Source organism: Nonomuraea sp. NPDC049419, from assembly GCF_040676995.1.
In the GTDB taxonomy this organism is placed as follows: domain Bacteria; phylum Actinomycetota; class Actinomycetes; order Streptosporangiales; family Streptosporangiaceae; genus Nonomuraea; species Nonomuraea salmonea.
In genome coordinates this window covers 106,988-132,390 of sequence record NZ_JBFAQB010000025.1, presented here as the reverse complement: position 1 = coordinate 132,390, position 25,403 = coordinate 106,988, and the positions used below count along the sequence as shown (strand labels likewise).

Genomic DNA, 25,403 nt, shown 5'->3' with positions numbered 1-25,403 from the left:
AGCCGGGTGGTCATCGACATGTCCGCCGTGGATTTCTGCGACTCCACGGGGATGAACGTCCTGCTCTCGGCGCTCAAGCGGATGAAAGAGCCCGCGCCGAGCCGGACGCTCCTGTCCCTGGCTCAGCCGGCCAGGAGTTTCGCCTCCAGGTCCGGGTCCAGGTCGGCCGGGACGTGGTCCGCGCGATAAGCGCTCTGGGAGCTCTCCGGCACGTCGCCGCCCACGTCGCGCAACCAGGCCCAGGTGTCGGCCACGGTCTCCTCGACAGGACGGCAGCGCAGCCCGGCCGCCACCGCCTTGGACACGTCGGTCCTGTGCAGCAGCTCGTACATGTCGCCGGGCGGCAGCCAGCCCGGCAGATCGACCCACGGCCGGATCCCCGCCGCCAGGATCGGCTCGGGGTCGACCCAGCGCAGCTCGACGCCGGCGCCGGTGACCTCGACGCAGGCGGTGACGAACGCCTCCATCGTGGCGTGGTCCGGCGGGCACACGAGGTTGTAGGCGCCGTGCAGGCCGCGGCCCGCCGCGTCCAGGACGAAGGCGGCCAGGTCGCGGGCGTCGATGTACTGCAGCGACGAGGTACGTGGCCCCGGCGCGAGCTGGACCCCGCCCCGGGCGGCGCGCCGCAGCCACCACGGCACCCGCCCCGAGTTCTCGCGAGGCCCGAAGATCAGGCCGGGCCGCACCCGCAGGGCGCGCTCGCCGAGCGCCCGCTCCGCGGCCACCTCCCCGCCCGCCTTCGCGTCCCGGTAGCCGATCTCCTCGCCGTCCGGCGAGCCGGCCACCACCGGCCGCTCCTCGGTGAGCGGCGCGGGCACGGGGAAGTCGTAGATGCCGCGGCTGGAGACGTAGGTGTAGTGGCCGATCCGGCCGTCCAGCAGCCGCAACGTGTCGCGGACCACCCGGGGAGGGCCCGACCATGTGTCCACCGCCGCGTCCCACTCGCCGTCCGCGAGTGCCCGCATGCCGTCGGGCAGGTTGCGGTCGCCCTCCAGCGCCCGCACGCCGGGCGGCGGCGCGTGCCGCCCCCGGTGGAACACCGTCACCTCCCAGCCTCTGGCCAGCGCCGCCTCGGCCACGGCGCGGCCGACGAACTCCGTACCGCCAAGCAGGAGAATGCGCATCCGATCCTCATTCCGTTGGACGAGAGAGCGTGCCGACCCGCACCGCTCCCGACGGGCACAGCCGCTCCGCCCGCAGCGCCTGATCCATGGCCTGTCCCGAGGGCGTCTCCGTGAGCACCACCACCAGGCCGTTCTCGTCCTGGTCGAAGACGCCCGGCGCGGTCAGCGCGCACATGCCCGCGCCGACGCACACCCGCTGGTCACCCACGACGCTCATGCCGCTCCCCCCTCTCACCACGTCACCGGCAGCGCGTCGATGCCCTGGATCGCGCCGGGCGGGCGGGGGGCCAGCTCCTCGGCGGGCACCGTCATGCGCAGGGTGGGGATGCGCTGCCACAGCGCGGTCAGCGCGATCTGCAGCTCCAGCCTGGCGAGGTTCTGGCCGAGGCACTGGTGCCTGCCGTAGCCGAAGGCGATGTGCCCGCCCGCGTCGCGGCTCGGGTCGAAGACGTCGGGGTCGGTGAAGACGCCGGCGTCCCTGTTGGCGAGCGAGCCGGGGATCAGCACGCCCTCCCCCGCCTTGATCACCACGTCGTCGATCTCGATGTCGGCGGTGGCGACCCGCAGGTTCGCGCTGTCGGCGATCGACTGGAAGCGCAGCAGCTCCTCCACGGCGGGCGTGATCGCCTCGGGGTTCGCGCGGATGGCGGCGAGCTGGTCGGGGTTCTCCATCAGCGTGACCGCGCCCAGCGAGATCATCGCCGCGGTGGTCTCGTGGCCGGCGATGAGCAGCGACATGGCCGCGAGCGCGAGGTCGTCGTCGCCGATCCTGCCGGTGCCGGCCAGCCGCCCGATGAGCCCGGCGCCGTCGGGGGTCTTCTTGTACTCGGTGACCAGGTGCTCGAAGTAGCCGAGCAGCTCGGCGCCCGCCTGGCGGCCCTCTGCGGTGTCGAACGTGCGCACCAGCCGGCGGATGGCGTCCTGGAAGAAGTCGCGGTCCTCCCAGGGGGCGCCGAGCAGCCGGCAGATCACCCGGAAGGGCACGGGCAGGGCGAACTCCCGGTAGAGGTCGGCCGGCGGGCCGTGCTCCAGCATGTCGTCGAGTGACTCGTGCACGATGCGCTCGATGTCGGCGCGCCGCTCGCGCACCTTCTTCAGCGTGAAGTCCGGCAGGAACATCCGCCGCTGCTCGTCGTGCTCCGGCGGGTCCATCCCGATCAGCGCCTGGCGCTTGCGCTCGGTCAGCAGCTGGACCTGCACCGAGATGACGGGGAAGCCTGGACGCCTGCGGTCGGACGACAGCCTCGGGTCCTTGAGCAGCGTACGGGCCTGGTCGTAGCGGGTCACCAGCCACGCGAGCTGCCCGGCGTGGGTCGTCACCCGGCGCAGCGCCGGTCCCCCGCGCAGCTCCGCGTACGCCGGGGGTGGAAGGTGGGGGCAGACGCGCGCCTGGGGAAAGGCGGGCGGTGCTGTGGTCATCGTCTCTCCTGCTCCGTGTCCTGAACGGCCGGGCGGCTCAATGGCCCCCGGCCACGTGGATCACCTGACCGCTGACGTTCCCGTTGGCCTCGGACGCCAGGAACAGCACGGTGTTGGCGACGTCCGCGGGTGTCGACACCTTGCCGACGGGACGGTCCTGGTTGAGCATGCGCTTGATCTGTACGTCGTCCAGCTCGGCGAACCTCGCCTGCTTCTCCTCGGGGAAGCGGCGCAGGAAGCCCCTGCTCACCGTGGCCCCCGGGGCGACCACGTTGACGAGGATCCCGTCGGGCGCCAGCTCGGTGGCCAGCGTGCGGCCCAGGCCGTGCAGCGCCATCTTGCTCGACACGAACGCCTCGTCCCCTGTCGCGCCGCGGGCGACGATGTTGGCCGAGATGAGGATGATGCGGCCCCATGCCTGGCGCCGCATGGCCGGCAGCACGGCCTGCACCGTGTGGAAGGAGCCCTCGACGTCCGCCCGGAGCAGCGGCGACCACTCCTCGGGCGGCACGTCCTCGAAGTTCACCGGCGCGGTGCGGGTGCCGTCCTGCGCGGACGCGCTCAGCACGAGCACGTCGAGCCGGCCCCACTCGTCGAGAACGGCGCTCACGCACGAGCGGATGGCGGCCGGGTCGGCGAGGTCGTACTTGACGACCATCGCCCGGCCGCCCCGCTCGCCGATGACGCCGGCCAGCTCTTCGGCGCGTTGCGCGTTGTCGCGGAAGGTCAGCGCGACGCGGGCGCCCTCCGCGGCGAACGCCTCCGCCATGGCGGCGCCGATGGATCCACTGCCACCGGTGACCAGGACGACCTTGCCCGCGAGTCCGAGTTCCATGTTGGCTCCTCTCCGATGTGCAGCGTCGCGGTCGTACGTCGACAGCGGCTCGAATCAGGCTGAAGTGGGTCAGTAGCGGGTGGCGGTGGTCGCGCTCTGGACCACGGCGACCTGGTTGCCCTCGGTGTCGAAGGCGGTGCCGGTGCCGGTCGCCTGCCAGGAGGAGGTGGTGAAGGTGCCGGTCTGCTCGATGCGCACCTCGCCGGTCCAGGTGCCGTCGTCGTCGGCGTACATGAAGTGGCGGAAGGAGAACCGGAAGCCTCCTGAGGTCAGCCGCCACGAGCCCAGGCTGAGGTGACCCGCCCCTGTCGTGGTCGCCACCAGGACGCCGTCGGCGACGAACGCGAACAGGCCGGCCTCCGGCGGCCGGTTCACACTGGGGAAGGTGACCTCCACCGCCCAGGTGCCGAGCAGCGGGAGGAGCCTGCTCTCCTGGGCGCCGGTCTCGGCGGCGGCGGGGGTGGCCCCGGCGAGCAGGCCGAGCCCGACCAGCGGGGCGAGGCTCCCGCCGCGGCTGAGCAGGCTGCGGCGGTTCAGATCCGTTCTCATGCGAGCTCCCTTCGGACGTGGCACTCCTTTATCCGGCAGGGTGCTCGAACGGCGGTCCAACCGCCCTCGGCCGAGATCGCACGACCGCACTTCCGCCGTTACCTGCTCGGTCTTCGAGGCGGGCCTGTGACGCTGAGCGCGCAGGCGCGGCCCGCCGCACCGGCGGCCTCATGGAGCGGCCTCATAGAGCGGCCTCACAGAAGGGACGGCCTAGGCATGAAGCTCGGCGTCAATCTCTCCTATCTCGACGCGGTGGAGGTCGCGCGGGAGGCCGAACGGCTCGGGTTCGACCTCGCGGTCGTCCCGGAGGGTTTCCGCGCGGACGGCGCGACCGTTCTCGGGGCCGTGGCCACCGCGACCACCCGCATCGGCCTGGCCTCCGGCGTCTTCCAGGTGCCCGGCCGCACGCCGGCGATGACCGCGTTGACCGCCTCCACGCTCGACGCCCTGTCCGGCGGCCGGTTCCGGCTGGGACTCGGGGTGTCGAACCCGGACATCTCCGAGGGCTGGCACGGCGTACCGTTCCGGCGGCCGCTCGCCAGGACCCGCGAGTACGTGGACATCGTGCGCCGCGCCCTCACCGGCGAGCCGGTCACCCACGTGGGCGCCCACTACCGGCTCCCGCCCGAGGGCTGCACGGCCGCGCCGCTGCGGCTGTACGGCGAGCCGGCCCGGGTGCCGATCTACCTCGCCGCCGTCGCGCCGGGCGGGCTCGAACTGGCCGGGGAGATCGCCGACGGCTGGCTGGGCGCGTTCTCGCCGCCGGGCGAGCTGCCGAAGACCATCGACGCCCTGCGCGCCGGCCGGGCCCGCGCGGGCAAGCAGCTCGCCGGGTTCGAGGTGCTCTGCGGCGTCCCCATGGCGCTGGGCGACGACGTCGAGACGGCCGCCACACCGATCAGGGGCTACCTGTCGCACTTCCTCGGCATGGGCGGCCGCAGCCGCAACATCTACCTCGCGCTCTTCGAGCGGCTGGGGTACGGCCGTGAGAGCGCGGTCGTGCACGAGCGCATGGCCGCGGGCGACCCGCGCGGGGCCGCCGCCGCGGTGCCGGCCGGCCTGGTGGAGCACATCTCGCTGCTCGGCCCGCCCGAGCGGGTCGCCGAGCGGATGCGCGCGTACGCCGAGCACGGCATCACCACCCTGCTCATCTCGCCCTTCGGCGGCACGACCGCCGAGCGCGTCGAGATCCTGCGCACCGCGGCGACGGCGCTGGACCGCGCCGGCCTCGCCGCGTGAGCGCCATGGGCACCCGCAGGCTCGCCGCGCTGCGCGGCAACCCCTGGGCGGTCATGACGACCACCTGCCTCGGCTACTTCATCACGATCCTCAACTCCACCTCGGTCAGCATCGCCGTCCCCGAGATCCAGGCGGGGCTCGGCGCGAGCCTCAGCGAGGTGCTGTGGGTGGTCGGCGGTTACGTGCTGGCCCTGGCCGTGCTGACCGTCACCGCCGGCCGGCTGGGCGACGTGGCGGGGCCGCGTACCGTGTTCCTCGCGGGCATGGCGGTCTTCACCGTCGCCTCGACCTTGTGCGGGTTCGCCCAGACGCCGTGGCAGCTCATCGGCGCCCGCCTGCTCCAGGGCGTCGGCGCCGCGCTGATCATCCCGCAGACGCTGACGATGATGACGCTGGTCTTCCCGCCGGAGCGGCGCGGGCGGGCGAGCGCGGTGTGGGGCGTGACCGCGGGCCTCGCCGGCGTGGCGGGGCCGACGCTCGGCGGCCTGCTGGTCTCCACGGCCGGCTGGCGCTCGATCTTCGCGATGAACCTGCCGGTCGGCGTGCTCATCGTGGTGCTCACCCTGCTCGTCGTCCCGCCCGCCGTGACCGGCCAGGCCGCCAGGCGGCTGAACGCGGCGGGCGCGGCCCTGGCCGGCGTGGGGCTCGGCGCGATCACGTTCGGCCTGCTGGAGGGCAGGCACTACGGCTGGGGCACGGTCGCGTCGGTGGCGGACGTGCCGGTCACCGTGCCGATGGTGATCGGGCTCGGCCTCCTGCTCCTCGCCGGGTTCGTCGTCCACCAGCACCGCGCGCGGGAGCCGCTGGTGCCGACCCGGTTGTTCGCCGACCGCACGTTCACGCTGATGACCGCGTCCATGGCGATCGTGTCGATGTGCGTGATCACGCTGTCGCTGACCATGACGCTCTTCCTGCAGACGGTGCTCGGCATGCCGGCCGCGCAGGCCGGGCTCACGCTGGCGCCGTGGGCGCTGGGCATGACGTTCGGCTTCCCCGTCACGGCCCGCCTGACCGAGCGGTACGGCGGTGAGCGGGTGCTGCTGGGCGGCCTGCTCGTCTACGCCGCCGCCCTGGCCGCCGTCGGGCTGCTCAGCCGGCCCGGCGTGGCCGGGTACGCGCTGGTGGCGCCGCTCGCGATCGCCGGGCTGTCGCAGTCGGCGGCGTTCGGCCCGATCACCTCGCTCGCCATGCGGGACGTCGCCTCCGACCTGGCGGGGGCCGCCTCCGGGGTGTTCAACACGATCCGCCAGACGGGGACGCTGTTCGGGATCTCCGTGCTGGGCACGGTGCTGCAGGCCAGGCTGGACGCCGGGCTCGCGAGCACCTCCTACGGGACCGCGTTCGGCGCGGCGGTCAGGTTCACGCTGTTGGTGTGCGCCGCGAGCGTGCTGCTCGCGGCGCTCGGCTCCTACCTGAACGCGCGGTCGCGGCGGGTCAGCCGGGAACCCGCCCCACGGTCAGATGCAAGTCGGTCCCCGTCGGCGTGATGCCGGTGAACTCCAGGCCGGCCCGCTTGAACAGGTCGGCGTAGTCCTGCTCGGTGCGCTCCTTGCCGCCCATGACCAGCAGCATGTGCAGGTCCATCGACGGGACGAACTTGCTCTGCGGCGGGTCCTGCAGCAGCGGGTCGGCGATGACGATGCGCGCCCCCGGCTTGGCCGACGCCGCCACGTTGCGCAGGATGCGCTCGGAGGGCTCGTCGTCGTACATGTGCAGGGTGAGCTTGAAGACGTACAGGTCGGCGCTGAAGGGCACCTCGTGGAAGTAGTCGCCGGTGACCAGCGCGCAGCGCTCCGACAGCGGGCCTGACAGCAACTCGTCCTCAACCACGGCCAGCGTGGCCTCGGTGTCGAACCAGACGCCCGACACGTGCGGAGCGTGCTCCAGGATCGCGCGCAGCAGCGTCCCGGAGCCCGCGCCCATGTCGGCGACGGTGCCGGCGCCCTCCAGCGGCAGCGCGCCCACCAGCGCCGGGTTCATCTGGTCCGACCACGACGTCATGCCGCGGAACATCCGCGCCTGCGCCTCGGGGTGCTCGCCCAGGTAGTCGAAGAAGTCGGCGCCGAAGACGTCGGGGAACAGGCACCGGCCGGCCCTGACCGACTCCGCGAGCCTGCCCCACATCGCCCAGCCCCAGTCGGACGGGGTGAGCAGGGTGTGGATGAGGCCACCAGGATGGTCCCTGCGCATCGCGCGTGACATCTCGGTGTGCGTGTACACGTCCGGGGTGACCTGCTCGAAGATCCCGTACGCGGTGAGCGCCCGCAGGAGGCGGGCCAGCGTCGCCGGCTCGGCGGACACCCGCGCGGCGATCTCGGTCACCGGCGTGGGCCCGTCGCCGACCGCGTCGGCGAGTCCGAGCTCCGCCGCCGCCCGCACGATCGCGGCGTCCTGCACCGAGTTGGACAGGCGGCGGACCCTGGCCGCGGGAGACGGTCCTGTCGTGCTGGTCATATCCGTTTCCTCTCACCACCTGGTGGACGATGTGCCGCCTCATGCTCTGCTCGCCCGCTCGAACACCGAGCGAGACCAGGACGAGAGTCCAGCGCCGCTTGCGGACGCCTTGAGCCGCCGCGCCCATCGTTCTGGGTGACGACCTCACGCAGAGCAGGAGAGCACCGATGACGCTCAAGTTCCCGTTCGACTGGCCGCCCGGGGCACGACCGCCGGAGGAACTCGCCACGCTCCGGGACGAGCCGGTGGTACGGGCGGTCATGCCGAGCGGCGACCCGGTCTATCTGGTCACGCGCTACGCGGACGTGCGGGCGGTGCTGTCGGACCGGCGCCTGAGCCGTAACAGGGAGCGGCCCGGCGCGCCGCGCATGACCGCGGCGGCGAGGACCAAGATGTTCCAGAACCCGAAGATCGACCGGGATCCGCCCGAGCACACCCGCATGCGCCGCCTGATGACGAAGGCGTTCACCCCGGCACGGATCGAGAAACTGGGCCCCTACGTCGAGGAGGTGGTGGCGGAGCTGCTCGACCGGTGGCGGAGACCACCGGTGGACCTGGTCTCCGAGTTCGCGCTGCCGCTGACGCTGCGGGTCATCTGCCGCCTGCTCGGCGTCCCCGTGGCCGACCAGGAGCGCTTCCGTACCGGGCTGGGCGAGGCGTGGCAGTACATCGGCGAGCTGATCGAGGTCAAGCGGGCGGACCCGGGCGACGACCTGATCAGCGAGCTGATCTCCGTGCACGACGACCAGGACGGGCGGCTGAGCACGCACGAGCTGCACGTCTGGTGCACGGTGCTGCTGATGGCCGGGCACGAGACGACCGCGGCGCAGATCGGCAGCGGGGCGGTGCTCCTCATGCAGCACCCCGACCAGCTCGCCCTGCTGCGCGACGAGCCCGAGCGCATCCCGGACGCGGTGGAGGAGCTGCTGCGCTTCCAGGTGGCCGGCCACTCGCTGTCGATGCTGCGCTACGTCACCGACGACATCGAGATCGGCGGGTGCACCGTGCCGGCCGGCTCCGGCGTGGTGCCGGTGCTGGAGTCCGCCAACTTCGACGCGTCCGTGTTCCCCGACCCGCTGCGCCTGGACGTCACCAGGGACGCCCGGGACCAGATCGCCTTCAGCGCGGGACCCCACTACTGCCTGGGCGCGGCGCTGGCCAGGCTCGAGCTGCGGACCGCGTTCGCCCAGCTGATCGGGCGCTTCCCCGGCCTGCGGCTCGCGGTGGACGTGGCCGAGCTCAGGCATCACGACAACCCACTCGAACTCGGCTTCGTCGAGGTTCCCGTCACCTGGTGACCACCGGAGGAGACATGCGAGACGGCTTCTATCTTTCGAGCTACGTGACCATCCCCGGGCTGCACCGGCTGGCGATGGTGTCGTACCGGCACGACAACAACGTGTCGCTGTGGCACAAGGAGGGATCGCTGATCCGGCTCCTCGGCCACTGGGAGTTCGAGCGGATGAGCGGCTTGAAACACCATCGGACGCCGTTCCTCAGCATGGAGGAGCTGCGTGCGTTCGTGAACGGCCTGATCGGCCCGTTCGGGGTGTCGCTCGACGACATGACCGAGATCTGGGGCACCCCGGGGCTCGCGACCACGAACGACTACCACTTCGTCGAGGAGTATCCGGAGCTGTCCTTCCACAGCATCGCGCACCTTTACAGCGCGATGCTGCTGGACAGCGAGACGTTCTTCGGCGGCGACATCCTGACGCTGGCCGTGGACGGCGGCCCCGACCGCCTGCTCGACGGGCGTTACAAGCGCTACTGGTTCACCGGCGCGGTCAGCCGGCGCGGCGTCGTCGAGACGTTCCCCGTCGCCTCGCCCGGCCTGCTCTACAGCACCGCCAAGGACCGGTTCAAGATGCGCGAGGGCACGCTCATGGCGCTCGCCACCGCGACCACGGCCACCGGGCGGTGCGACCGTCAGCACATCCTCGACTCCTACGACTTCACCGGCCTGGCCGCGCTGGAGGGCGCGCCGCGCGCGTTCGAGGAGATCGTCGCCCAGGTCAAGGAGACGGCGAGCACCGACCCCGACTTCACCGAGGAGGAGAGCTTCGTCAGCGCCGCCATGAAGGAGATCCAGGCGATCTCGGTCATGGTGATGGAGCGCAGCATCGAGACCGCGCTGGAGCGCTACGACCTCGACCCGGCGACCACGCACCTCGCGCTGGCCGGCGGCTACGCGCTGAACTGCCCCACCAACAGCCACCTCATGGAGAAGTACGGCTTCCGCGGCTTCCTCGCCCCGCCCTGCGTGGACGACGGCGGGCAGGCGGTCGGCATCGGCCTGGCCGCCTTCCACAAGAAGACCGGCGGCGAGCCGTTCACCTTCCGGTTCCCCGGCGCGTACCTGGGGCGGGCGGACGACGACCTCGACGGGGCTCTCGCGGAGTTCGGCGACCACGTCGCGGAGGTCTCCGACCTCGATCTGGACCAGGCCGTACGGGACATCCTGGCCGAGCCCATCGCCTGGTTCCACGGCCGCTCCGAGATCGGGCCGCGGGCGCTGGGCAACCGCAGCCTGATCGGCGACCCGACGTCGCGGGCGGCCAAGGACGCGCTCAACGCGTTCAAGCTGCGCGAGTGGTGGCGGCCCGTCGCGCCGGTGGTGCTGGAGGACCGGCTGGCGGAGTGGTTCGAGGACAGCAGGCCGTCGCCGTACATGCTGGAGACCTTCACGATCAGGGAGGAGCGGCGCGCGCAGATCCCGGCGGTGGCGCACCTCGACTACTCGGCCCGCGTGCAGTCGCTCAACGCCGGGCAGAACCCGGCGCTGCACGCGCTGCTGACCGCCTTCCACGAGCGCACCGGCGTGCCGATGCTCTGCAACACCTCGCTGAACGACAAGGGCGAGCCGATCATCGACACCATCCGCGAGACGATCAACTTCTGCCTGCGCAGGAGGATCAGCGTCGCCTATCTCAACGGGCGCAGGGTGGCGTTCAAGAACTTCGACCGTTACGCGGCGGGCGGGCCCTACCCGCGGACGCGGCAGCCGTTCACCGCCATCCCGGAGAGCCGGGCCAAGGCCGTGCACGCCGAGCTGAACCCGTACGGGCTGCCCGAGCTGTACCTGCACGTGCTCTACCTGGACCTCGCCCTGAGCGGGAAGTTCGACCTGCGCACGGAGGAGGGGGCGGCGGAGGCGTACGAGGCGGTGGACAGCCGGCTGCGCGCCGACCCGTCGCTGCGGCAGGCCGCCGAGCGCAGCATGCGGCGCGCCGAGCACCGGTTCACCACGTTCGGGCCCGACGCGCTGCTCAACCTGGAGCTGGGCGCCGTCCGCCAGATCACCGGCGCGTAGCGATCCGGCGGATCCGGCGTTCAGCTGCGGGCGAGTGAGGGGGTCAGCTCGGCCAGCGCGCCCGCCACCTCGGCGGGCGTCGGCCGGGCGGCCATCTCCTCGCACAGCTCGGCGGCGGCCAGGCCGGGCTCGGGGGCGTCCAGCAGCCTGGTCACCTCATCCCGCACGGCCTCAGGAGTCAGCCCCGCCGCGCTGAGCACGGACGCCGCGCCGGTCGCCGCGGCCCGCCCCGAGTGCCCGGCGTGGTCGGGCAGCTGCGGCACCAGCAGCATGGGCAGCCCTTGGGCGAGCGCGGCGAGTATGCCGCCGGCGCCGCCGTGCCCGACGAAGACGTCGCAGTCGCGCAGCGCGTCGCGCAGCGGCGTGTCCACCACGACGCGCACGTTCTCCGGCAGCGAGCCCTCCGCCTCCCGCCGGCCGGGCGGCTGGTCCCGGCGCCCGGCCGGCGGGTCCCACTGCCCGGCCCGCAGGTCGGGCCGGGCGGCGAGCAGGTCGCGCTGCGCGGCGGAGACCGCGAGCACCACGTCGAAGCCCGCCTCCGCGAGCGCCGCGGCGATCCGGCCGGCGACGAACCTGGACGGGTCCACCTTCGCGATGGTGTGCCCCCAGCTCACGCACACCCGGGGCCGGCCGCGCGTGGCCGGCGGGCGCCAGGGCGCGGCCTCCGGCCCGTTGTAGGGCAGGTGCCGCATCGGCAGCACCCGGTGCTCGCCGGGCAGCTGCATGCCGGTGGGCACCGGGTCCACGCTGACCGTGCCGTACGGGTCCACCGGCCCCGCGCCGAGCCGGTCGGCGAGCGGCGCCAGCGCGTCCGGCAGCACGGCGCGGGCCCGCTGCAGCAGGTCCACGCCGTAGAGCTGGCGCACGGCAGGGACGCCGGTGACCGCCGCGGCGACCGGGCCCGCCAGCGTCACCTGGTCGTACACCACCAGGTCGGCCCGCCAGTCCCTGATCAGCTCGACGAGGCCGGGCGTCATGGTCTCCGCGTGCGCCATCAGCATGCGCAGCACCCTGGGCCCCTTGCCGTCGCGCACCGGCGCCGGGTCGCCCGGCAGGGGCAGCAGGAACTCGTGGACCATCCCGGCCGTGTCGACGTCCGTTCCCACGACCGCCGCCGGCAGGTCGGCGCGCAGGACGTCGCGGGTCAGTCCTGGCTCGCCGGCGACGATCACCTCGTGCCCCGCGGCGCGGCAGGCGCGGGCCAGCGGGACCAGCGCGTACAGGTGCGAGGGCCAGGCCCAGGTCGTGAACAGCACCCGCATGGGGCATCTCCTCCTCGGCTGATCGCGGTCGCGCCCGCCGTCAGAGCTGGTCGGAGGGCGCGTGCTCCTGCGCCGACGATGGCACCGCGCCCTGGAGACTCGCTGGAGCGCGGCACCGTCGCGCATCGAGCGGGCGCGGCCATCGTGGCGGCATGAGCGAACCACGCACCGCCCTGATCACCGGGGCCAACCGAGGGCTGGGGCACGCGACCGCCGCCGAGCTGCGTCGCCGGGGCCTGCGCGTCATCGTCACCGCGCGGGACGGCGACGCCGCCGCCGAGGCCGCCGCGCGCATCGGCCCCGACGTCCGCGCCCACCCCCTCGACGTCACCGATCCCGACGCGGCCGGGCGGGCGGCGGCCCGGCTCGGCGCCGTGGACGTGCTCGTGTGCAACGCGGGCGTGCTGCTCGACGCCGGCGACGACCCGCTGGCGGTGCCGCTGGACGTGGTGGAGCGCACGCTCGCGGTCAACCTGCTGGGCGGCTGGCGGGTGGCCCAGGCGTTCGTGCCCGGCATGGTCGGCAGGGGCTGGGGGCGGGTGGTCTTCGTCTCCAGCGGCACCGGGTCGTTCAGCGCCGGGCTGTGGACGGGGGCGCCGGCGTACTCGGTGTCGAAGGCCGCCATCAACGGGCTGACGACGATGCTGGCCACCTGCACCAAGGGCACCGGCGTGCTGGTCAACGCGGTCAACCCGGGACAGACCAGGACCAGGATGATGCCGAGGGCGAAGCGGACCCCCGAGCAGGCCGCCGCCGGCATCGCCGACGCCGCCACCCTGCCCGACGACGGGCCTTCCGGCGTGTTCCTGAGCGGCGGCAGGGAGATCGGGTGGTGAGCCCGATGGAGCTTACTTCGAGCATCTTTCCACTGCGTACGGCCACCATCGAGGCAGCCTTTCCCACTCACCGCAGGAGGCGAGGAACGTGCACAGGACCTTGATCGTCGCCAAGCTCAGGAGCGCCGACAACATCGGGCCGATCGCCGAGACGTTCGGCGCGTCGGACGAGTCGGAGCTGCCCCACATGGTGGGGGTGAGCAGGCGGACCCTCTTCCACTTCCACGACCTCTACTTCCACCTCGTCGAGGCGGACGAGGACATCTCCCCCAACCTCTACAAGGCGCGCAGCCACCCGCTCTATGAGGACGTCAACGCGCGGCTGGCCAAGCTGGTCGCGCCGTACGACCCCGACTGGAAGGAGCCGAAGGACGCCATGGCGAGCCCGTTCTACGTGTGGACCAGCGACAAGGGGAGGATCCAGTGACTACGGAGATGACCGGCGCGAAGATCGCCAAGACGGCCAGGCCCGCCGTGGTGAAGGCCGCGGAGGTGGCGCCCAACCGCCGCCGCGGCGGCGACATCAGGGTCACGCTGAGCCCCAAGACGGCCGGCTGCGCCTCCGGGTTCGGCGGCGTGCTCTACCTGGAGGCCGGGGAGTTCGTCGCCGAGCACTACCACCCGTACTCGGAGGAGTTCCTGCACGTCGTCGCGGGCGAGCTGGAGATGCGCCTGGACGGCGCGCCGGTGCCGCTGAACGCCGGCGACTCGCTGCTGGTGCCGATCGACGTGCGGCACCGGCTGGTGAACGTCGGGACGGAGCGCGCGCACGTGGTCTTCCACCTGTCGCCGCTGGCGCCCCGTCCCGAGCTCGGTCACGTGGACACCGAGCAGCTGCCGGCGCCGCAGGAGCCCGGCCCGCAGGTCGGGGGGCCGAGTTGAGCAGAGAGGCGGTGATCACCGGCATCGGGGTGGTCGCGCCGGGCGGCATCGGCCGGGAGGCGTTCTGGAACCTGCTCACCGAGGGGCGTACCGCGACCCGGCGGATCACGCTGTTCGACCCGAGCGGGTTCCGCTCGCAGATCGCGGCCGAGGTGGACTTCGACCCGAGGGCCGCGGGGCTGTCGGCGCAGCAGGTCAGGCGGATGGACCGGGCGGCCCAGTTCGCCACGGTCTGCACCAGGGAGGCGGTCGCCGACAGCGGTCTCGACTTCGGGACCGTCGAGCCGGACCGGGTCGGGGTCGCCATCGGCAGCGCCGTGGGCTGCACGATGAGCCTGGAGGAGGAGTACACGGTCCTGACCGACGAGGGCCGTCACTGGCTCGCCGACCACACCTACGGCGTGCCGCACCTGTACGGCTACATGGTGCCGAGCACGCTGGCCGTCGAGGTGGCGTGGGAGGCGGGCGCCGAGGGCCCGGCGGCGCTGATCTCGACCGGCTGCACCTCGGGGCTGGACGCGGTCGGTCACGGCGCCGTCCTCATCCAGGAGGGCGCGGCGGACGTCGTGATCGCCGGGGCGACGGACGCGCCGCTGTCGCCCATCACCTCAGCCTGCTTCGACGCGATCAGGGCGACCTCGCCGAGCAACGACGACCCCGAGCACGCCTCGCGCCCGTTCGACGCGACCAGGAACGGTTTCGTGCTCGGTGAGGGCGCGGCCGTGATGGTGCTGGAGGAGGCCGAGTCGGCGCGGCGGCGCGGCGCCCGGGTCTACGCGCACCTGGCCGGTTTCGCCAGCCGCAGCAACGCCTTCCACATGACCGGCCTGCGGCCCGACGGGCGCGAGATGGCCGAGGCGATCAGGGTGGCGATGGACCAGGCGCGGATCGACCCGGCGGACGTCGACTACGTCAACGCGCACGGTTCGGGGACGCGCCAGAACGACCGGCACGAGACGGCGGCGTTCAAGCGCAGCCTCGGGCAGCGCGCGTACGAGATCCCGGCCAGCTCGATCAAGTCGATGGTCGGGCACTCACTCGGTGCGATCGGCTCGCTGGAGGTCGCGGCGTGCGCTCTGGCCCTGGAACGGCAGGTCGTGCCGCCCACGGCCAATCTGCACAACCGCGATCCCGAATGCGACCTGGACTATGTGCCGATTACAGCGCGCGACCACGAAATGGATGTGGTGCTGAGTGTGGGCAGCGGTTTCGGCGGGTTCCAAAGCGCGATGGTCCTGGCCCGTTCCGTATAACGGCACAGCACAATGGCCATTACTCGATTATCTATCCATGTCAAGGCGACCAAGGGGAAGAGTCGTGAAACCAGGGATGACCACTACTCGCCAGTAAGGGCCGCGGCTCGGCATACCGGGAATATACCCAGCTCAAAGGCCACTCCGCGAATGGCGCAGGGCTCGTTGACCGGCATCCGCACAGGAAGACGGCACCGGGAGTAGGGGATAGGTTCAGGGATTTCCCTGATGCCATTTGTCAGGATGTGGAAATATTCTCAGTCAAGTACCACCATCTACCGAAACCCAGTGATCTTCGAGTGAATTTCGAGATCTTGTAACACGCATCTGCTAAATTCCCTTGAGGAAGCAGATCGTCCAGTGTGGCCGACGACAACGGGGTGACGTCTCAACGCTGTCGGCGCACGCTCTCGGGTAAGCAGACGCATGGCGCGCGGCGTGCGGGGTCCTCCCGCACGTACGCCGGCCAATGGATGCAGGGGACGGTGCGTGTGGTGGTGGAAATCAACCTGCTCGGACCAATGGAAGTGCTCAGACATGGCGTCGGCCTGACGCCGTCGGCCCCCAAACTGCGCACGGTGCTCAGTTTGCTGGCCGTCCAGTCGAGCATCGTCGTCAGAACCGACAAGATCATTGAGGAGCTCTGGGAGGACAACCCGCCGGCGAGTGTGACCACCACGTTGCAGACGTACATCTACCAGCTGCGCAAGCTGTTGCGACTGGGCACGCCGCCGGACGGGCGCGGCGCGGGTGACACACCCGCCGACGCCGCGCTGCGCACCTCTCCCTACGGTTACGCGCTGTTCCTCGACCCCGACATGCTCGACACCACGCGGTTCGAGCGCCTGTCCGACCAGGGCAGGAGAGAGCTCGAGGCGGGCGACATGAACGCCGCGGCCGACACGCTCTCCCACGCGCTGCGCCTGTGGCGCGGGCCCGCGCTCGTCGACGTCGGCCACGGCCCCGTGCTGCGGGCCGAGGTGCTGCGGCTGGAGGAGATCAACAGGAACACCCTCGAACGCCGCATCGAGGCGGACCTCTACCTCGGCAGGCACCACGAGCTGCTCGGAGAGCTCACCAGGCTGGCCGCCGAGCAGCCCACCCACGAAGGGTTCCAGGGCAAGCTGATGCTGGCGCTGCACCGCGCGGGCCGGCGCTCCGAGGCGCTGCAGGTCTACCAGCGCACCCGCAGCACGCTCGCCAGCGAGCTGGGCCTCGACCCCTCCAGCGACCTCGAACAGCTGCATCGGGCCGTCCTGGCGGCCGACGAAAGCCTCGCACTCCCCCAGCCCAGGGCGCCCGTCACACTGAGCCGTACGAGGCCGCCGCGCCAGCTCCCGCCTGAGCGCACCGCCCTGGTCGGCCGGCAGCCGCAGGTCGGCGCCGTGCTGGGGGCGCTGTCCGCGCGGCAGCATCACGCGCCCCCGGTGGTCGTCATCACCGGTCCACCAGGATCCGGCAAGTCCGCGCTGTGCGCGCAGGTCGGGCACCGGGCCAACGGCCCCTACCCCGACGGCCAGCTCTACGCGCGGCTGGTGGACGCCCAGGGCCGCCCCGCCGACCCCCGCGACGTGCTCGCCGAGTTCCTGCGCGCGCTCGACGTGCCCGAGGACCGCATCCCCGGCACGCTGAGCGAGCGCTCCCGGCTCTTCCGCACCTGGACGGCCGACCGGCACGTGCTGGTGACCCTCGACGACGTGGTCCGCGCCGACCAGCTGCTTCCGCTGGTGCCGGCGAGCCCCGACTGCGGCGTCCTGGTCACCGCGCGCAGGCAGCTGTCGGCGCCGGTGGTGACCGCGGTCGTGGAGCTGGGCCCGCTCAACGTCGAGGAGGGCCTGCGGCTGCTGATCAACGTGCTCGGCAAACACCGCGTCCTGGAGGACGAGGCCGCCGCCCGCAAGCTGGTGCGCCTCTGCGACGGCCTGCCCACGGCGCTGCAGGCCGCCGCCGCGCTGCTGCAGCTCAGACGGCACTGGCCGCTGAGCAAGGTGGTCAAGGGCAGCGGCCTGCCGTCCGAACCCGGCACGCCCAACCACCACGAGCTGTTCCTGTACGCCAGCGTGGAGCTGAGCTACCGGCTGGCCCCGCCGAGCGTCCAGCGGGCCTTCCGCGAGCTCACCAGGCTGGACATCTCGACCTTCACGCCGCGCTTCGCCTCGTGCCTGCTCGACATGACCGAGGCGCAGACGGAGTCGCTGCTGGACGAACTCGTCGAGTTCCAGCTGATGGTCACCGAACTCGGAACGGACGGGGACCTGCACTACCGTTTCCTACCCAGCGTGCGGGCGGCGGGGCGGTTGCTGCTCGCGGACGCGGGCCCGGTCGACGGCTCGGCGGCCTACCGAGCCGTCGGTGCCGGACATGCGCACGTCTCCTGACCCCGCCTCGGCGGTTCACCCCCGGCTCGCACCCGGGGGTGAACCCGCCGAGCGGGCGGGCGTCCCGTTCGAAGAGACGCCCTCGGTCAGCAGCGACGTGGTGTGGCTGCCCGCCCGGAAGGACGGGTCGGCCAGCACGGCCCGCAGCAGCGCCTTCGTCGTACGGATGCCGCGGCCCTCGATGCGGAACTCCGCGAGGGCCCGCTCCATCCTGGCGATCGCCTGCTCGCGGTCGGGCCCCCAGGCGATCACCTTGGCCAGCAGCGAGTCGTAGTCGGGCGGCACCGCGTACCCCGCGTAGGCGTGCGTGTCCACGCGGAGGAACGGGCCGCCCGGCGGCACGAACTCGCTCAGCGTGCCCGCGCTCGGTGCGAAGCCCCGCTCCGGGTCCTCGGCGTTGATCCGGCATTCCACGGCGACGCCGCGCGGGCGGACGTCCTCCTGCGAGAAGGAGAGCGGCCGGCCGGCGGCGATCCAGAGCTGCTCGCGGACGATGTCGATCCCGGTCACCGCCTCGGTCACCGGGTGCTCGACCTGGATGCGCGAGTTGACCTCGATGAACGCGAACTCCTCGCCGGCCACCAGGAACTCGAACGTCCCCGCGCCGGTGAAGCCCGCCGCCTTCGCCCCGGCGACCGCCGCCTCGGCGAGCCGGGCGGACACCCCGGGCGACACGCCGGGTGCGGGGGTCTCCTCGACGAGCTTCTGGTGCCGCCGCTGCACGGAGCAGTCGCGGTCGCCGAGCGCCACGACCGAGCCGTGCTCGTCGGCCAGCACCTGGACCTCGACGTGCTTGGCCCGCTCCATCAGCCGTTCGAGGTAGACGCGGCCGTCGCCGAACACCGCGCGCGCGGCGGCGCCGGTGGCGCGGTAGGCGGACGCCAGGTCCTCCATCCTGCGCACCACCGCCATGCCGCGCCCGCCACCGCCGGCCACCGCCTTGATGATCAGCGGGAAGCCGATGCGCCGGCCGGCCTCCACCACGTCGGCGACGGTGCCGACGGGTTCGGGCGTGCCGGGCAGCACCGGCAGGCCGGCGTCCGCCATCATGCTCCTGGCCAGCGCCTTGTCCCCGAGTCTCGCCATGACCTCGGGGCGGGCGCCGACGAAGACGAGGCCGTTGGCCGCGCAGATCTCCGCGAAGTCGGGGTCCTCGGACAGGAACCCGTACCCGGGGTGCACGGCCTGCGCGCCGGTGCGCAGCGCGGCCTCGATGATCGCCGGCGGGTAGAGGTAGCTGCGTTTCGCCGGTCCCGGGCCGATCTGGGTGGCGACGTCGGCGGCGCGTACGGCCGCCGAGTCGCGGTCGACCGACGAGTGCACGACGACGGTCCTGATGCCCATCTCCCGGCACGTCCTGACGATGCGCAACGCGATCTCGCCGCGGTTGGCCACCAGGACGGTGTCGAACGGGCGGCTCGTGTCCCCGGTCATACGTCGGCTTCCTGGTCGATCACGATGAGCGGCTGGTCGTACTCGACGCTCTGGGCGTCGTCCACGAGGACGTGCGACACCCGGCCGCCCACGTCCGCCGTCACGGGGTTCATCAGCTTCATCGCCTCCACGATGGCCACCTGCTGGCCCGGCTCGACGAGGTCCCCGACCTCGACGAACGGCTTCGCGCCCGGCTCGGGCCTGCGGTAGAAGGTGCCCACCAGCTCGGCCCGCACCGTGTGCCCCGCCGTCTCGGTGGCGGGGTCCGCCGTCTCCTGGACCGGCGGGGCGTACGTGCCGGGGGCGGGCTCGGCGAGCGCCGGCCACTCGACCTCGATGCTCGCGTTGCCCAGCCGGACGCACGCCCTGCTCGGCGGCCTGGGCGCCGCCTGGACGGCGTCGGCCAGCCCCCGGCACAGGATCGCCACCGCGTCTCGCGCGCCCAGGCCGGCCAGCGCGCCGTCCCAGGCGCTCGGCTGCTGCCCGTCCGTCATAGAGCCACCTTCTCCCTGTAGGTGCCGAACCAGCGCAGGCGCCGCCGCCTGGCCTCGCGCAGCGCGGCGCCGTCCTGCTCGCGCAGTTCGCGCAGCGCGCACACGACCGCGTCGCGCACCAGCTCGCTCGCCTGCTGGGGCGCCACGTGCGCGCCGCCCGCGGGCTCCGGCACGACGCCGTCCACAATGCCGTTGGCCAGCAGCGTCGGCGCGTCCACGCCGAGCGCGTCCGCCGCCGTGGCGGCGGCCTCGCCGCTGCGCCACAGGATCGCCGCGCAGCCCTCCGGGCTGATCACCGAGAACGTGGCGTTCTCGCACACCAGCAGCCGGTCGGCCACCGCGAGCGCCAGGGCGCCGCCGCTGCCGCCCTCCCCGGTGACCACGCTGACCACGGGCACGTCCAGCGAGCCCATCACCCGCAGGCAGTCGGCGATCGCGTGCGCCTGGCCGTGCCGCTCGGCCTCCAGGCCGGGGTGCGCCCCAGGCGTGTCGATGAGCGTGACCACCGGCACCCGCAGCTTCGCGGCCAGCCGCATGAGGCGCACCGCCTTGCGGTAGCCGGCCGGCGACGGCATGCCGAAGTCGCGGCGTACCAGCTCCTGGGTGGTGTGGCCCTTCTGGTGGCCGATCACCATCACCGGCAGGCCGTCCAGGTCGGTCAGGCCGCCCACCACGGCGGGGCAGTCGGCGCCCGCCCGGTCGCCGCGCAGCTCCACGAACTCGCCGCCCCAGGCGGCGACGTGGTCGAGCGTGGTCGGCCGGCCCAGGTCACGGGCCAGCTTGACCACCTGCGCGGCGGGCCGCCCGGGCAGCAGGTCCGGGTAGCGGATCACCGGGTCCTCGATGGCCGCGCCCCAGCCGGGCTCGGCCGGCGTGCCCAGGGCGAGCAGCGGCTGCAGCACCTGCGGCAGCTCGGCGCGCGGCACGACGCCGTCGAGCAGGCCGTGCTCCAGCAGGAACTCGGCGGTCTGGAAGCCCTCGGGCAGCCGTTGCCTGATGGTCTGCTCGATCACCCGGGGTCCGGCGAAGCCCATCCTGGCGCCGGGCTCGGCGATGATCACGTCGGAGAGCGTCGCGTACGACGCCGCCACCCCGCCGTAGGTGGGGTCGGTCACCAGCGTGATCGTCAGCAGGCCCGCCTCGTCGAGCGCCGCCATCGCGTTGCTCGTCCGCGCCATCTGCAGCAGGGAGAACGCGCCCTCCTGCATGCGCGCGCCGCCGGACGCGGTGACGATCAGCAGCGGCAGCCGGTGCTTCAGCGCCTCCTCGGCGGCGGCCACGACCGCCTCGCCCTCGGCGGTGCCCATGCTGCCGCCGAGGAAGCGGAAGTCCATGACCGCCACCACGACGCCGCGCCCGCGTACGGTGCCGCGCACCACCCGCACCGCGCAGTCCATCCCGGTGCGCGAGCGGGCGGTGTCCAGCCGGTCGGCGTACGGCAGCAGATCCTCGAACCGGAGCGGGTCGTGCACCGACGCCGCGGGCTCCACCGTCGTGCCGGAGCGGGGGTCGAGCAGCCGCCCGAGCCGCTGCTCCGCGGTCAGCGGCGCGTGCCTGCCGCAGTCGGGGCACACCCCGCCCATGCGGTCGAACCGCTTGCGGTAGACCAGCATCCCGCAGCCCGCGCAGGACAGCCAGTCGGTCAGATCCATCGTGGTATGCGAAGTCCCATTCGGAACGAGTTTCACGAGCCGGTCTCCTGGCTAGTAGGACGCTGTTACTCGGTAGACGGCGAACGGCCGGCGCATCCTGCCGTCACGGAAGGGGCGTAGCGGCGCCGTCTGCCGCTTGTGGTCCGGCCCCTGCTCCCATTTCTCGAAGTCCTCCATGCTGCGCCACGTGCTCACCACCACGAAGTCGCCCTCGTCGGTCACCGAGCGCAGCAGCTCGTTGCCGAGCAGGCCGGGCACCCCGGCCAGCCGGTTGCTCGCCTCGTGGTAGGCCGCCTCGATGCCGGCGGGGTCGTCCGTGGCGTGGTAGAGCAGCACCCGGACGCCGTGCCCGTCGGGCGCCTGAGCCGTCATCGCGCCGCCTCCTCCCACGCCTCGTGCGTGGCCGTCTCCTCCGAGGTGGAGCCGGGCAGGTGCGCGACGATGTGCGCCGTGCTCATGGACCCGCCCGAGCGGTACGGGTGCAGCTTCTTGCGGTGCTCCAGGTGCCGCTCGCTCAGCTCGAACTCGCGGAAGCGCGGCTCGTCCACCCAGTCGCTCATGATGTGGTAGACGCCCTTCTCCTCGCCGTCGCGGGCGAGCCACTGGCCGAGGTTGGCCGGGTGCGTGGTGACCGAGTCGCCGACCTCCATCCACACCCGCTCGAACTCGCGCTCCATCCCGGGCTTGATCTGCAGGCGCAGCATGACGCGGAACCGGGCCTGGCTCATGAGATCCCCCCGTCCACCGCCACGACGGAGCCCGTGACGTACCGGGACAGGTCTCCCGCCAGCCACATCACCGCGCCCGCGACCTCGTCGGGGGTGCCGAGCCGGCCCAGGCAGGTCTTGCCGGAGTAGCGCTCGATCATCTGGTTCCGCTGCTCCTCCGGCATCGCGTCGAACGCCTCGGTGTGGATCATGCCGAGCGCCACCACGTTGAACCGGATGCCCTGCGGGCCGAACTCCCTGGCCAGGGTGCGGAACAAGCCGTGCAGCGCGGCCTTGGTCGCGGTGTAGTGGGCGCGCAGCGGGATGCCGACCTCGATCGACTTCGAGCTGACGCCGATGACCGACGAGCCCGCGCCCAGCAGCGGCAGCGCGTTCTGGATCGTCAGGTGCACCGCGGTGAGGTTGGTGTCCACGATGCGCTGCCACTCGGCGAGGTCGAGCTTGGCGTAGGGGACGTGGCTGATCGCGGCGGCGTTGTTGACCACCAGGTCGAGCCGGCCGTCGAACCGCTCGCCGCACTGCTCGAGCAGGCCGGCGATCTGCCCGGGGTCGGTGAGGTCGGCGCGCAGCACGCCGTGGCGGCCGCCGATCTGCTTGAGCTCGTGCTCCAGCGAGACGACGTTCTCACCCTCCTGCCGGTAGTTGGTGATGACGTCCACGCCCGCCTTGGCGAGCGCGAGCACGATGCCGCGGCCCACGCCGCGGGTGCCGCCGGTGACGAGTGCCCGCTTACCGCTCAGGCCGAGATCCATGGTGTTCCCTTCCCTTTCACTTCGTGAGCACGAGCGCGGCGGTGAATCCGCCGTGCCCGCGAGCCAGGACGAGCGCGGTCCGCAGCGCGCCGTCGCGCGGCCGGCCGAGGACCAGGTCGATGTCGCAGCCCGGCGCGAGCCGGGAGGTGCCGGCGGTGGCGGGGACGACGCCGTCGCGCAGCGCGAGCAGCGCCGTCGCCACGTCGAGTGCGGCGCCGCCGCCGTAGAGCCGGCCGGTCAGGGTCTTGGGCGCGGTGACCGGGACGCCGCGCGGGCCGAACACCTCGGTGATGGCCCGCGCCTCGGCCAGGTCGTCGTCCGGCGTGCCGCAGGCGTCGGCGAACACGACGTCGATGTCGGACGGCGACGTGCCGGCGTCGGCGAGCGCGCGTTCGATCGTGCGGCGCAGGGCCGGCGGCCGGTCCGAGCCCGGGGCGGGGTCGAAGCCCGCCGCGTAGCCCGCGACCGCGCCGTAGACGGTAGCGTCGCGCCGCGCCGCGCTCTCGGCGCTCTCCACGATGAGCATCGCGCCGCCCTCGCCCGGCAGGTAGCCGGAGGCGTCCTCGTCGAACGGCAGGTACGCCCGCTCGGGGTCGTCGACGGTGGACATCCTGCCGTTGGACAGCTGCGCGACCAGCCCGTACGGGCACAGCGAGGCGTCGGTGCCGCCGGTCACCACGATGCGCGAGCCCCGCCGGATCAGCCTGCGCGCCTGCCCGACCGCGTCGAGGCCGCCGGCCTGCTCGCAGCAGATCACCCCGCAGGGGCCGCGCATGCCGTGCCTGATCGACACCTGGCCGGTGGTGGCGGCGTAGAACCAGGCGATCGACTGGTACGCGCCCACCCAGGACGGCCCGTTCTGGTAAAGCCGCTCCATCTCGTGCTGGCCGAACTCGGTGCCGCCCGACGAGCTCGCGGTCACCACCGCCATCTCGTACTCGGGCAGCTCGGCGGGCACCACGCGGGCGTCGGCCAGCGCCGACTCGGCCGCCGCCAGGCCCATGTGCGTCCAGTGGTCGGTCTGCGGGATGAGCCGGTTGGGCAGGCGTTCCGCGGCGACGAACCCGGGCACCTGCCCGGCCAGCCGCACCGGATAACCGCCGGCGTCGAAGCGGGTGATCCTGCCGATGCCCGACTTGCCGGCCAGCGTGGCCTGCCAGTGCGTCTCGGTGTCCATGCCGGTGGGGGCGATGACCCCGATGCCCGTCACCACCGGCCGGTCGTTGCGTTCGCTCATCGGCTGCCCTCCGTGACGGCGTCGCTCTCCGGGCGCTCCGCCGGTGTCTCCAGGCCCGCCGTCAGCCCGTTGGCGAGGACCCGCCGGCCGAGCGCGAACGCGAGCCCGACGACGCTCGCCACGCCTCCGAGGCCGAGGTAGTAGATCGGCTCGGGGACGACTTCCGCGAGCCTGACCACGCCGCTGCCCAGCCCGCCGCCGAGCCCGGCGAACAGCCACATCAGGCCGAGCGTGCGTCCCATGTAGCCGGCCGGCAGCACCTCAGCGGCGGCCGAGATGATCACCGCGGCGACGATGACCTCGCCGCACGCGTGGGTGAGGTAGACGACGACCAGCCACAGCGGCGACACCTTCTCGCCCGAGGCGGCGAACACCGTGGTCAGCGACATGATGAGGAAGCCGCCGCCGACGAGGACGAGCCCGATGGCCAGCTTGACCGGCACGTGGGTGCGGCCCGACAGCGCCGGCAGCGTCACCGCGATCAGCGGCGCGAGCATGAGGATGAACAGCGGCGTCGCCGCCTGCAGCCAGCTCGCCGGGATCTCCATGCCGAACACCACGCGGTCCACGTGGTCGCGGGCGAAGAGGTTCAGCAGCGACGCGGCGTGCGCGATGATCATCCAGAACAGCGTGGAGCCGAGGAACACGGCGAGGAACGCGCGCAGCCTGCGCCGGTCGTCCGCGCCGAGCCCGCGGTTGCGGTAGACCACGACGTAGCCGACGATCGGCACGATCACGCTGAACACGCCGACCAGCCCGATCGCCAGCGACACGCTCAGCATCCCGGCCAGCCCCAGGCCGAGCACCACGGCGAGGACCACCCCGCCGGCCAGCCCGGTACGCCGCGCGGCGGCCGCCCGCTCACCGGCCGTCAAAGGCCGCACCGGCCGCTGCCCGACGTCGCCGAACTGGGCGGCGCTCACCCGCAGCTGCACCCCGGTGATCAGCATGACCAGCGCCGCGACCAGGAACGCCAGGCTCCAGCTGACCCGCTCGCCCAGATAGCCGACCAGCAGCGGCGCCGCCAGCGCGGAGACCTGGGTGGCGACGTACATCAGCGAGATGCCGGCCTCGCGGCCCCGGCTCCCGGCGAACATCATGTTGATCATGGCCTGGTGGTTCGGCTTGTAGACCGCGCCGCCGATCGCCACCAGCGGCAGGCCGACCGCCGCCGCCCAGCCCGTGGGCACCGCCAGGCACACGTATCCGGCCATGCCCGTCAGGCAGCCCGCGACCAGCGCGCGCCGGTTGCCCAGCACCCGGTCGCCGAGCCAGCCGCCGGCGATGGACAGCATGAACATGAAGCCGATCCAGGCGCCGAACAACGTCGCCGCGTCGGTGACCGGCAGGCCGAGCCCGCCGCTCGCGGCGGGGGCCGAGGCGTACAGCACCAGGATGGCCTGCAGGCCGTAGAAGCCGAAGCGTTCGAGCGCGTCGCTGGTGAACAGGGTGAAGTACCAGCGAGGCATCGCGCGCAGGGTGATGGCTCTGTCGGCGGTGCTCATCGCGGCCCGCCGCCCCGGGGGAGGCCGCCCGCCCGCTCGCCGGCGCGCACCAGAACT

The 25,403-nt window shown here is 72.8% G+C and carries 24 protein-coding genes and 1 pseudogene; 10 read left to right on the top strand and 15 right to left on the bottom strand.

Annotated elements, in window-relative coordinates:
* Positions 1–90, top strand: a pseudogene (locus AB0K12_RS42950) (STAS domain-containing protein); the annotation flags it as partial.
* 32 nt (positions 91–122) lie between these two features.
* Here AB0K12_RS42950 and AB0K12_RS42945 read toward each other — a convergent pair.
* The 5 genes from AB0K12_RS42945 to AB0K12_RS42925 form a co-directional block, all read right to left on the bottom strand.
* Positions 123–1,124, bottom strand: coding sequence for an NAD-dependent epimerase/dehydratase family protein (locus AB0K12_RS42945; protein ID WP_364574107.1), 1,002 nt, complete (start codon positions 1,122–1,124; stop codon positions 123–125).
* A gap of 7 nt (positions 1,125–1,131) precedes the next feature.
* On the bottom strand, positions 1,132–1,341 hold the full coding sequence (locus AB0K12_RS42940; RefSeq protein WP_345388421.1) for a ferredoxin: 210 nt from the start codon (positions 1,339–1,341) through the stop codon (positions 1,132–1,134).
* 14 nt (positions 1,342–1,355) lie between these two features.
* A complete protein-coding gene (locus tag AB0K12_RS42935) occupies positions 1,356–2,543 on the bottom strand; it encodes a cytochrome P450 (protein ID WP_364574105.1) in 1,188 nt (395 codons plus the stop codon).
* 37 nt (positions 2,544–2,580) lie between these two features.
* Positions 2,581–3,378, bottom strand: coding sequence for an SDR family oxidoreductase (locus tag AB0K12_RS42930; protein ID WP_364574103.1), 798 nt, complete (start codon positions 3,376–3,378; stop codon positions 2,581–2,583).
* Between the two features lie 69 nt (positions 3,379–3,447).
* The gene (locus AB0K12_RS42925; RefSeq protein WP_364574101.1) at positions 3,448–3,927 is read right to left on the bottom strand and encodes a hypothetical protein; all 480 of its coding nucleotides are present in this window, start codon (positions 3,925–3,927) and stop codon (positions 3,448–3,450) included.
* Between the two features lie 216 nt (positions 3,928–4,143).
* On the opposite strand from AB0K12_RS42925, the gene AB0K12_RS42920 reads away from it, so the two are divergent.
* Positions 4,144–5,166 (top strand): LLM class flavin-dependent oxidoreductase, encoded by a 1,023-nt coding sequence (locus tag AB0K12_RS42920; protein ID WP_364574099.1) that lies wholly within the window; start codon positions 4,144–4,146, stop codon positions 5,164–5,166.
* Positions 5,167–5,171: 5 nt separating this feature from the next.
* The gene (locus tag AB0K12_RS42915; protein ID WP_364574115.1) at positions 5,172–6,653 is read left to right on the top strand and encodes an MFS transporter; all 1,482 of its coding nucleotides are present in this window, start codon (positions 5,172–5,174) and stop codon (positions 6,651–6,653) included.
* On the opposite strand, the gene AB0K12_RS42910 is transcribed toward AB0K12_RS42915, so the two are convergent.
* Positions 6,601–7,620: a methyltransferase gene (locus AB0K12_RS42910; protein WP_364574097.1), complete on the bottom strand. Its 1,020-nt coding sequence runs from the start codon at positions 7,618–7,620 to the stop codon at positions 6,601–6,603. The genes AB0K12_RS42915 and AB0K12_RS42910 overlap by 53 nt on opposite strands.
* Positions 7,621–7,787: 167 nt before the next feature.
* Between AB0K12_RS42910 and AB0K12_RS42905 the strand changes: the two genes are divergently transcribed.
* Both AB0K12_RS42905 and AB0K12_RS42900 read left to right on the top strand, forming a co-directional pair.
* Positions 7,788–8,918 carry a cytochrome P450 gene (locus tag AB0K12_RS42905; RefSeq protein ID WP_364574095.1) on the top strand — a complete coding sequence of 377 codons (1,131 nt, stop codon included), beginning with the start codon at positions 7,788–7,790 and terminating at the stop codon, positions 8,916–8,918.
* 14 nt (positions 8,919–8,932) lie between these two features.
* Positions 8,933–10,933 carry a carbamoyltransferase C-terminal domain-containing protein gene (locus tag AB0K12_RS42900; RefSeq protein WP_364574093.1) on the top strand — a complete coding sequence of 667 codons (2,001 nt, stop codon included), beginning with the start codon at positions 8,933–8,935 and terminating at the stop codon, positions 10,931–10,933.
* 20 nt (positions 10,934–10,953) lie between these two features.
* Here AB0K12_RS42900 and AB0K12_RS42895 read toward each other — a convergent pair whose 3' ends face one another.
* A complete protein-coding gene (locus AB0K12_RS42895) occupies positions 10,954–12,195 on the bottom strand; it encodes a nucleotide disphospho-sugar-binding domain-containing protein (RefSeq protein ID WP_364574091.1) in 1,242 nt (413 codons plus the stop codon).
* A gap of 152 nt (positions 12,196–12,347) precedes the next feature.
* Between AB0K12_RS42895 and AB0K12_RS42890 the strand changes: the two genes are divergently transcribed.
* The 5 genes from AB0K12_RS42890 (at position 12,348) to AB0K12_RS42870 (ending at position 17,544) form a co-directional block, all read left to right on the top strand.
* Positions 12,348–13,031 carry an SDR family NAD(P)-dependent oxidoreductase gene (locus AB0K12_RS42890; RefSeq protein WP_364574089.1) on the top strand — a complete coding sequence of 228 codons (684 nt, stop codon included), beginning with the start codon at positions 12,348–12,350 and terminating at the stop codon, positions 13,029–13,031.
* 88 nt (positions 13,032–13,119) lie between these two features.
* Positions 13,120–13,458, top strand: coding sequence for a TcmI family type II polyketide cyclase (locus AB0K12_RS42885; RefSeq protein WP_364574087.1), 339 nt, complete (start codon positions 13,120–13,122; stop codon positions 13,456–13,458).
* Entirely contained in the window at positions 13,455–13,913 is a 459-nt protein-coding gene (locus tag AB0K12_RS42880) for a cupin domain-containing protein (protein ID WP_364574085.1), read from the top strand. Before AB0K12_RS42885 ends, AB0K12_RS42880 begins: the two co-directional genes overlap by 4 nt.
* Positions 13,910–15,166: a beta-ketoacyl-[acyl-carrier-protein] synthase family protein gene (locus AB0K12_RS42875; RefSeq protein WP_364574083.1), complete on the top strand. Its 1,257-nt coding sequence runs from the start codon at positions 13,910–13,912 to the stop codon at positions 15,164–15,166. The genes AB0K12_RS42880 and AB0K12_RS42875 overlap by 4 nt, the downstream gene beginning before the upstream one ends.
* A gap of 521 nt (positions 15,167–15,687) precedes the next feature.
* Complete coding sequence (locus AB0K12_RS42870; RefSeq protein WP_364574081.1) at positions 15,688–17,544, top strand: BTAD domain-containing putative transcriptional regulator; 1,857 nt, start codon at positions 15,688–15,690, stop codon at positions 17,542–17,544.
* Between the two features lie 15 nt (positions 17,545–17,559).
* Here the strand turns inward: AB0K12_RS42870 and AB0K12_RS42865 are convergent, their stop codons facing one another.
* From AB0K12_RS42865 to AB0K12_RS42830, 8 genes are read right to left on the bottom strand one after another with little or no spacing between them, the layout of a single operon-like run.
* Positions 17,560–18,978 carry a biotin carboxylase N-terminal domain-containing protein gene (locus AB0K12_RS42865; protein ID WP_364574079.1) on the bottom strand — a complete coding sequence of 473 codons (1,419 nt, stop codon included), beginning with the start codon at positions 18,976–18,978 and terminating at the stop codon, positions 17,560–17,562.
* Positions 18,975–19,472: a biotin/lipoyl-containing protein gene (locus AB0K12_RS42860; protein WP_364574077.1), complete on the bottom strand. Its 498-nt coding sequence runs from the start codon at positions 19,470–19,472 to the stop codon at positions 18,975–18,977. Before AB0K12_RS42860 ends, AB0K12_RS42865 begins: the two co-directional genes overlap by 4 nt.
* Positions 19,469–21,124 carry an acetyl-CoA carboxylase carboxyltransferase subunit alpha/beta gene (locus AB0K12_RS42855; protein ID WP_364574075.1) on the bottom strand — a complete coding sequence of 552 codons (1,656 nt, stop codon included), beginning with the start codon at positions 21,122–21,124 and terminating at the stop codon, positions 19,469–19,471. The genes AB0K12_RS42860 and AB0K12_RS42855 overlap by 4 nt, the downstream gene beginning before the upstream one ends.
* Positions 21,125–21,175: 51 nt before the next feature.
* A complete protein-coding gene (locus tag AB0K12_RS42850; RefSeq protein ID WP_364574073.1) occupies positions 21,176–21,496 on the bottom strand; it encodes an antibiotic biosynthesis monooxygenase in 321 nt (106 codons plus the stop codon).
* Positions 21,493–21,852 (bottom strand): antibiotic biosynthesis monooxygenase, encoded by a 360-nt coding sequence (locus AB0K12_RS42845; RefSeq protein WP_364574071.1) that lies wholly within the window; start codon positions 21,850–21,852, stop codon positions 21,493–21,495. Before AB0K12_RS42845 ends, AB0K12_RS42850 begins: the two co-directional genes overlap by 4 nt.
* Positions 21,849–22,604 (bottom strand): SDR family oxidoreductase, encoded by a 756-nt coding sequence (locus AB0K12_RS42840; RefSeq protein ID WP_364574069.1) that lies wholly within the window; start codon positions 22,602–22,604, stop codon positions 21,849–21,851. The genes AB0K12_RS42845 and AB0K12_RS42840 overlap by 4 nt, the downstream gene beginning before the upstream one ends.
* A 16-nt stretch (positions 22,605–22,620) precedes the next feature.
* Complete coding sequence (locus AB0K12_RS42835; RefSeq protein WP_364574067.1) at positions 22,621–23,841, bottom strand: ketosynthase chain-length factor; 1,221 nt, start codon at positions 23,839–23,841, stop codon at positions 22,621–22,623.
* Positions 23,838–25,310, bottom strand: coding sequence for an oligopeptide:H+ symporter (locus tag AB0K12_RS42830; RefSeq protein ID WP_364574065.1), 1,473 nt, complete (start codon positions 25,308–25,310; stop codon positions 23,838–23,840). The genes AB0K12_RS42835 and AB0K12_RS42830 overlap by 4 nt, the downstream gene beginning before the upstream one ends.
* Positions 25,311–25,403: the final 93 nt, after the last annotated feature.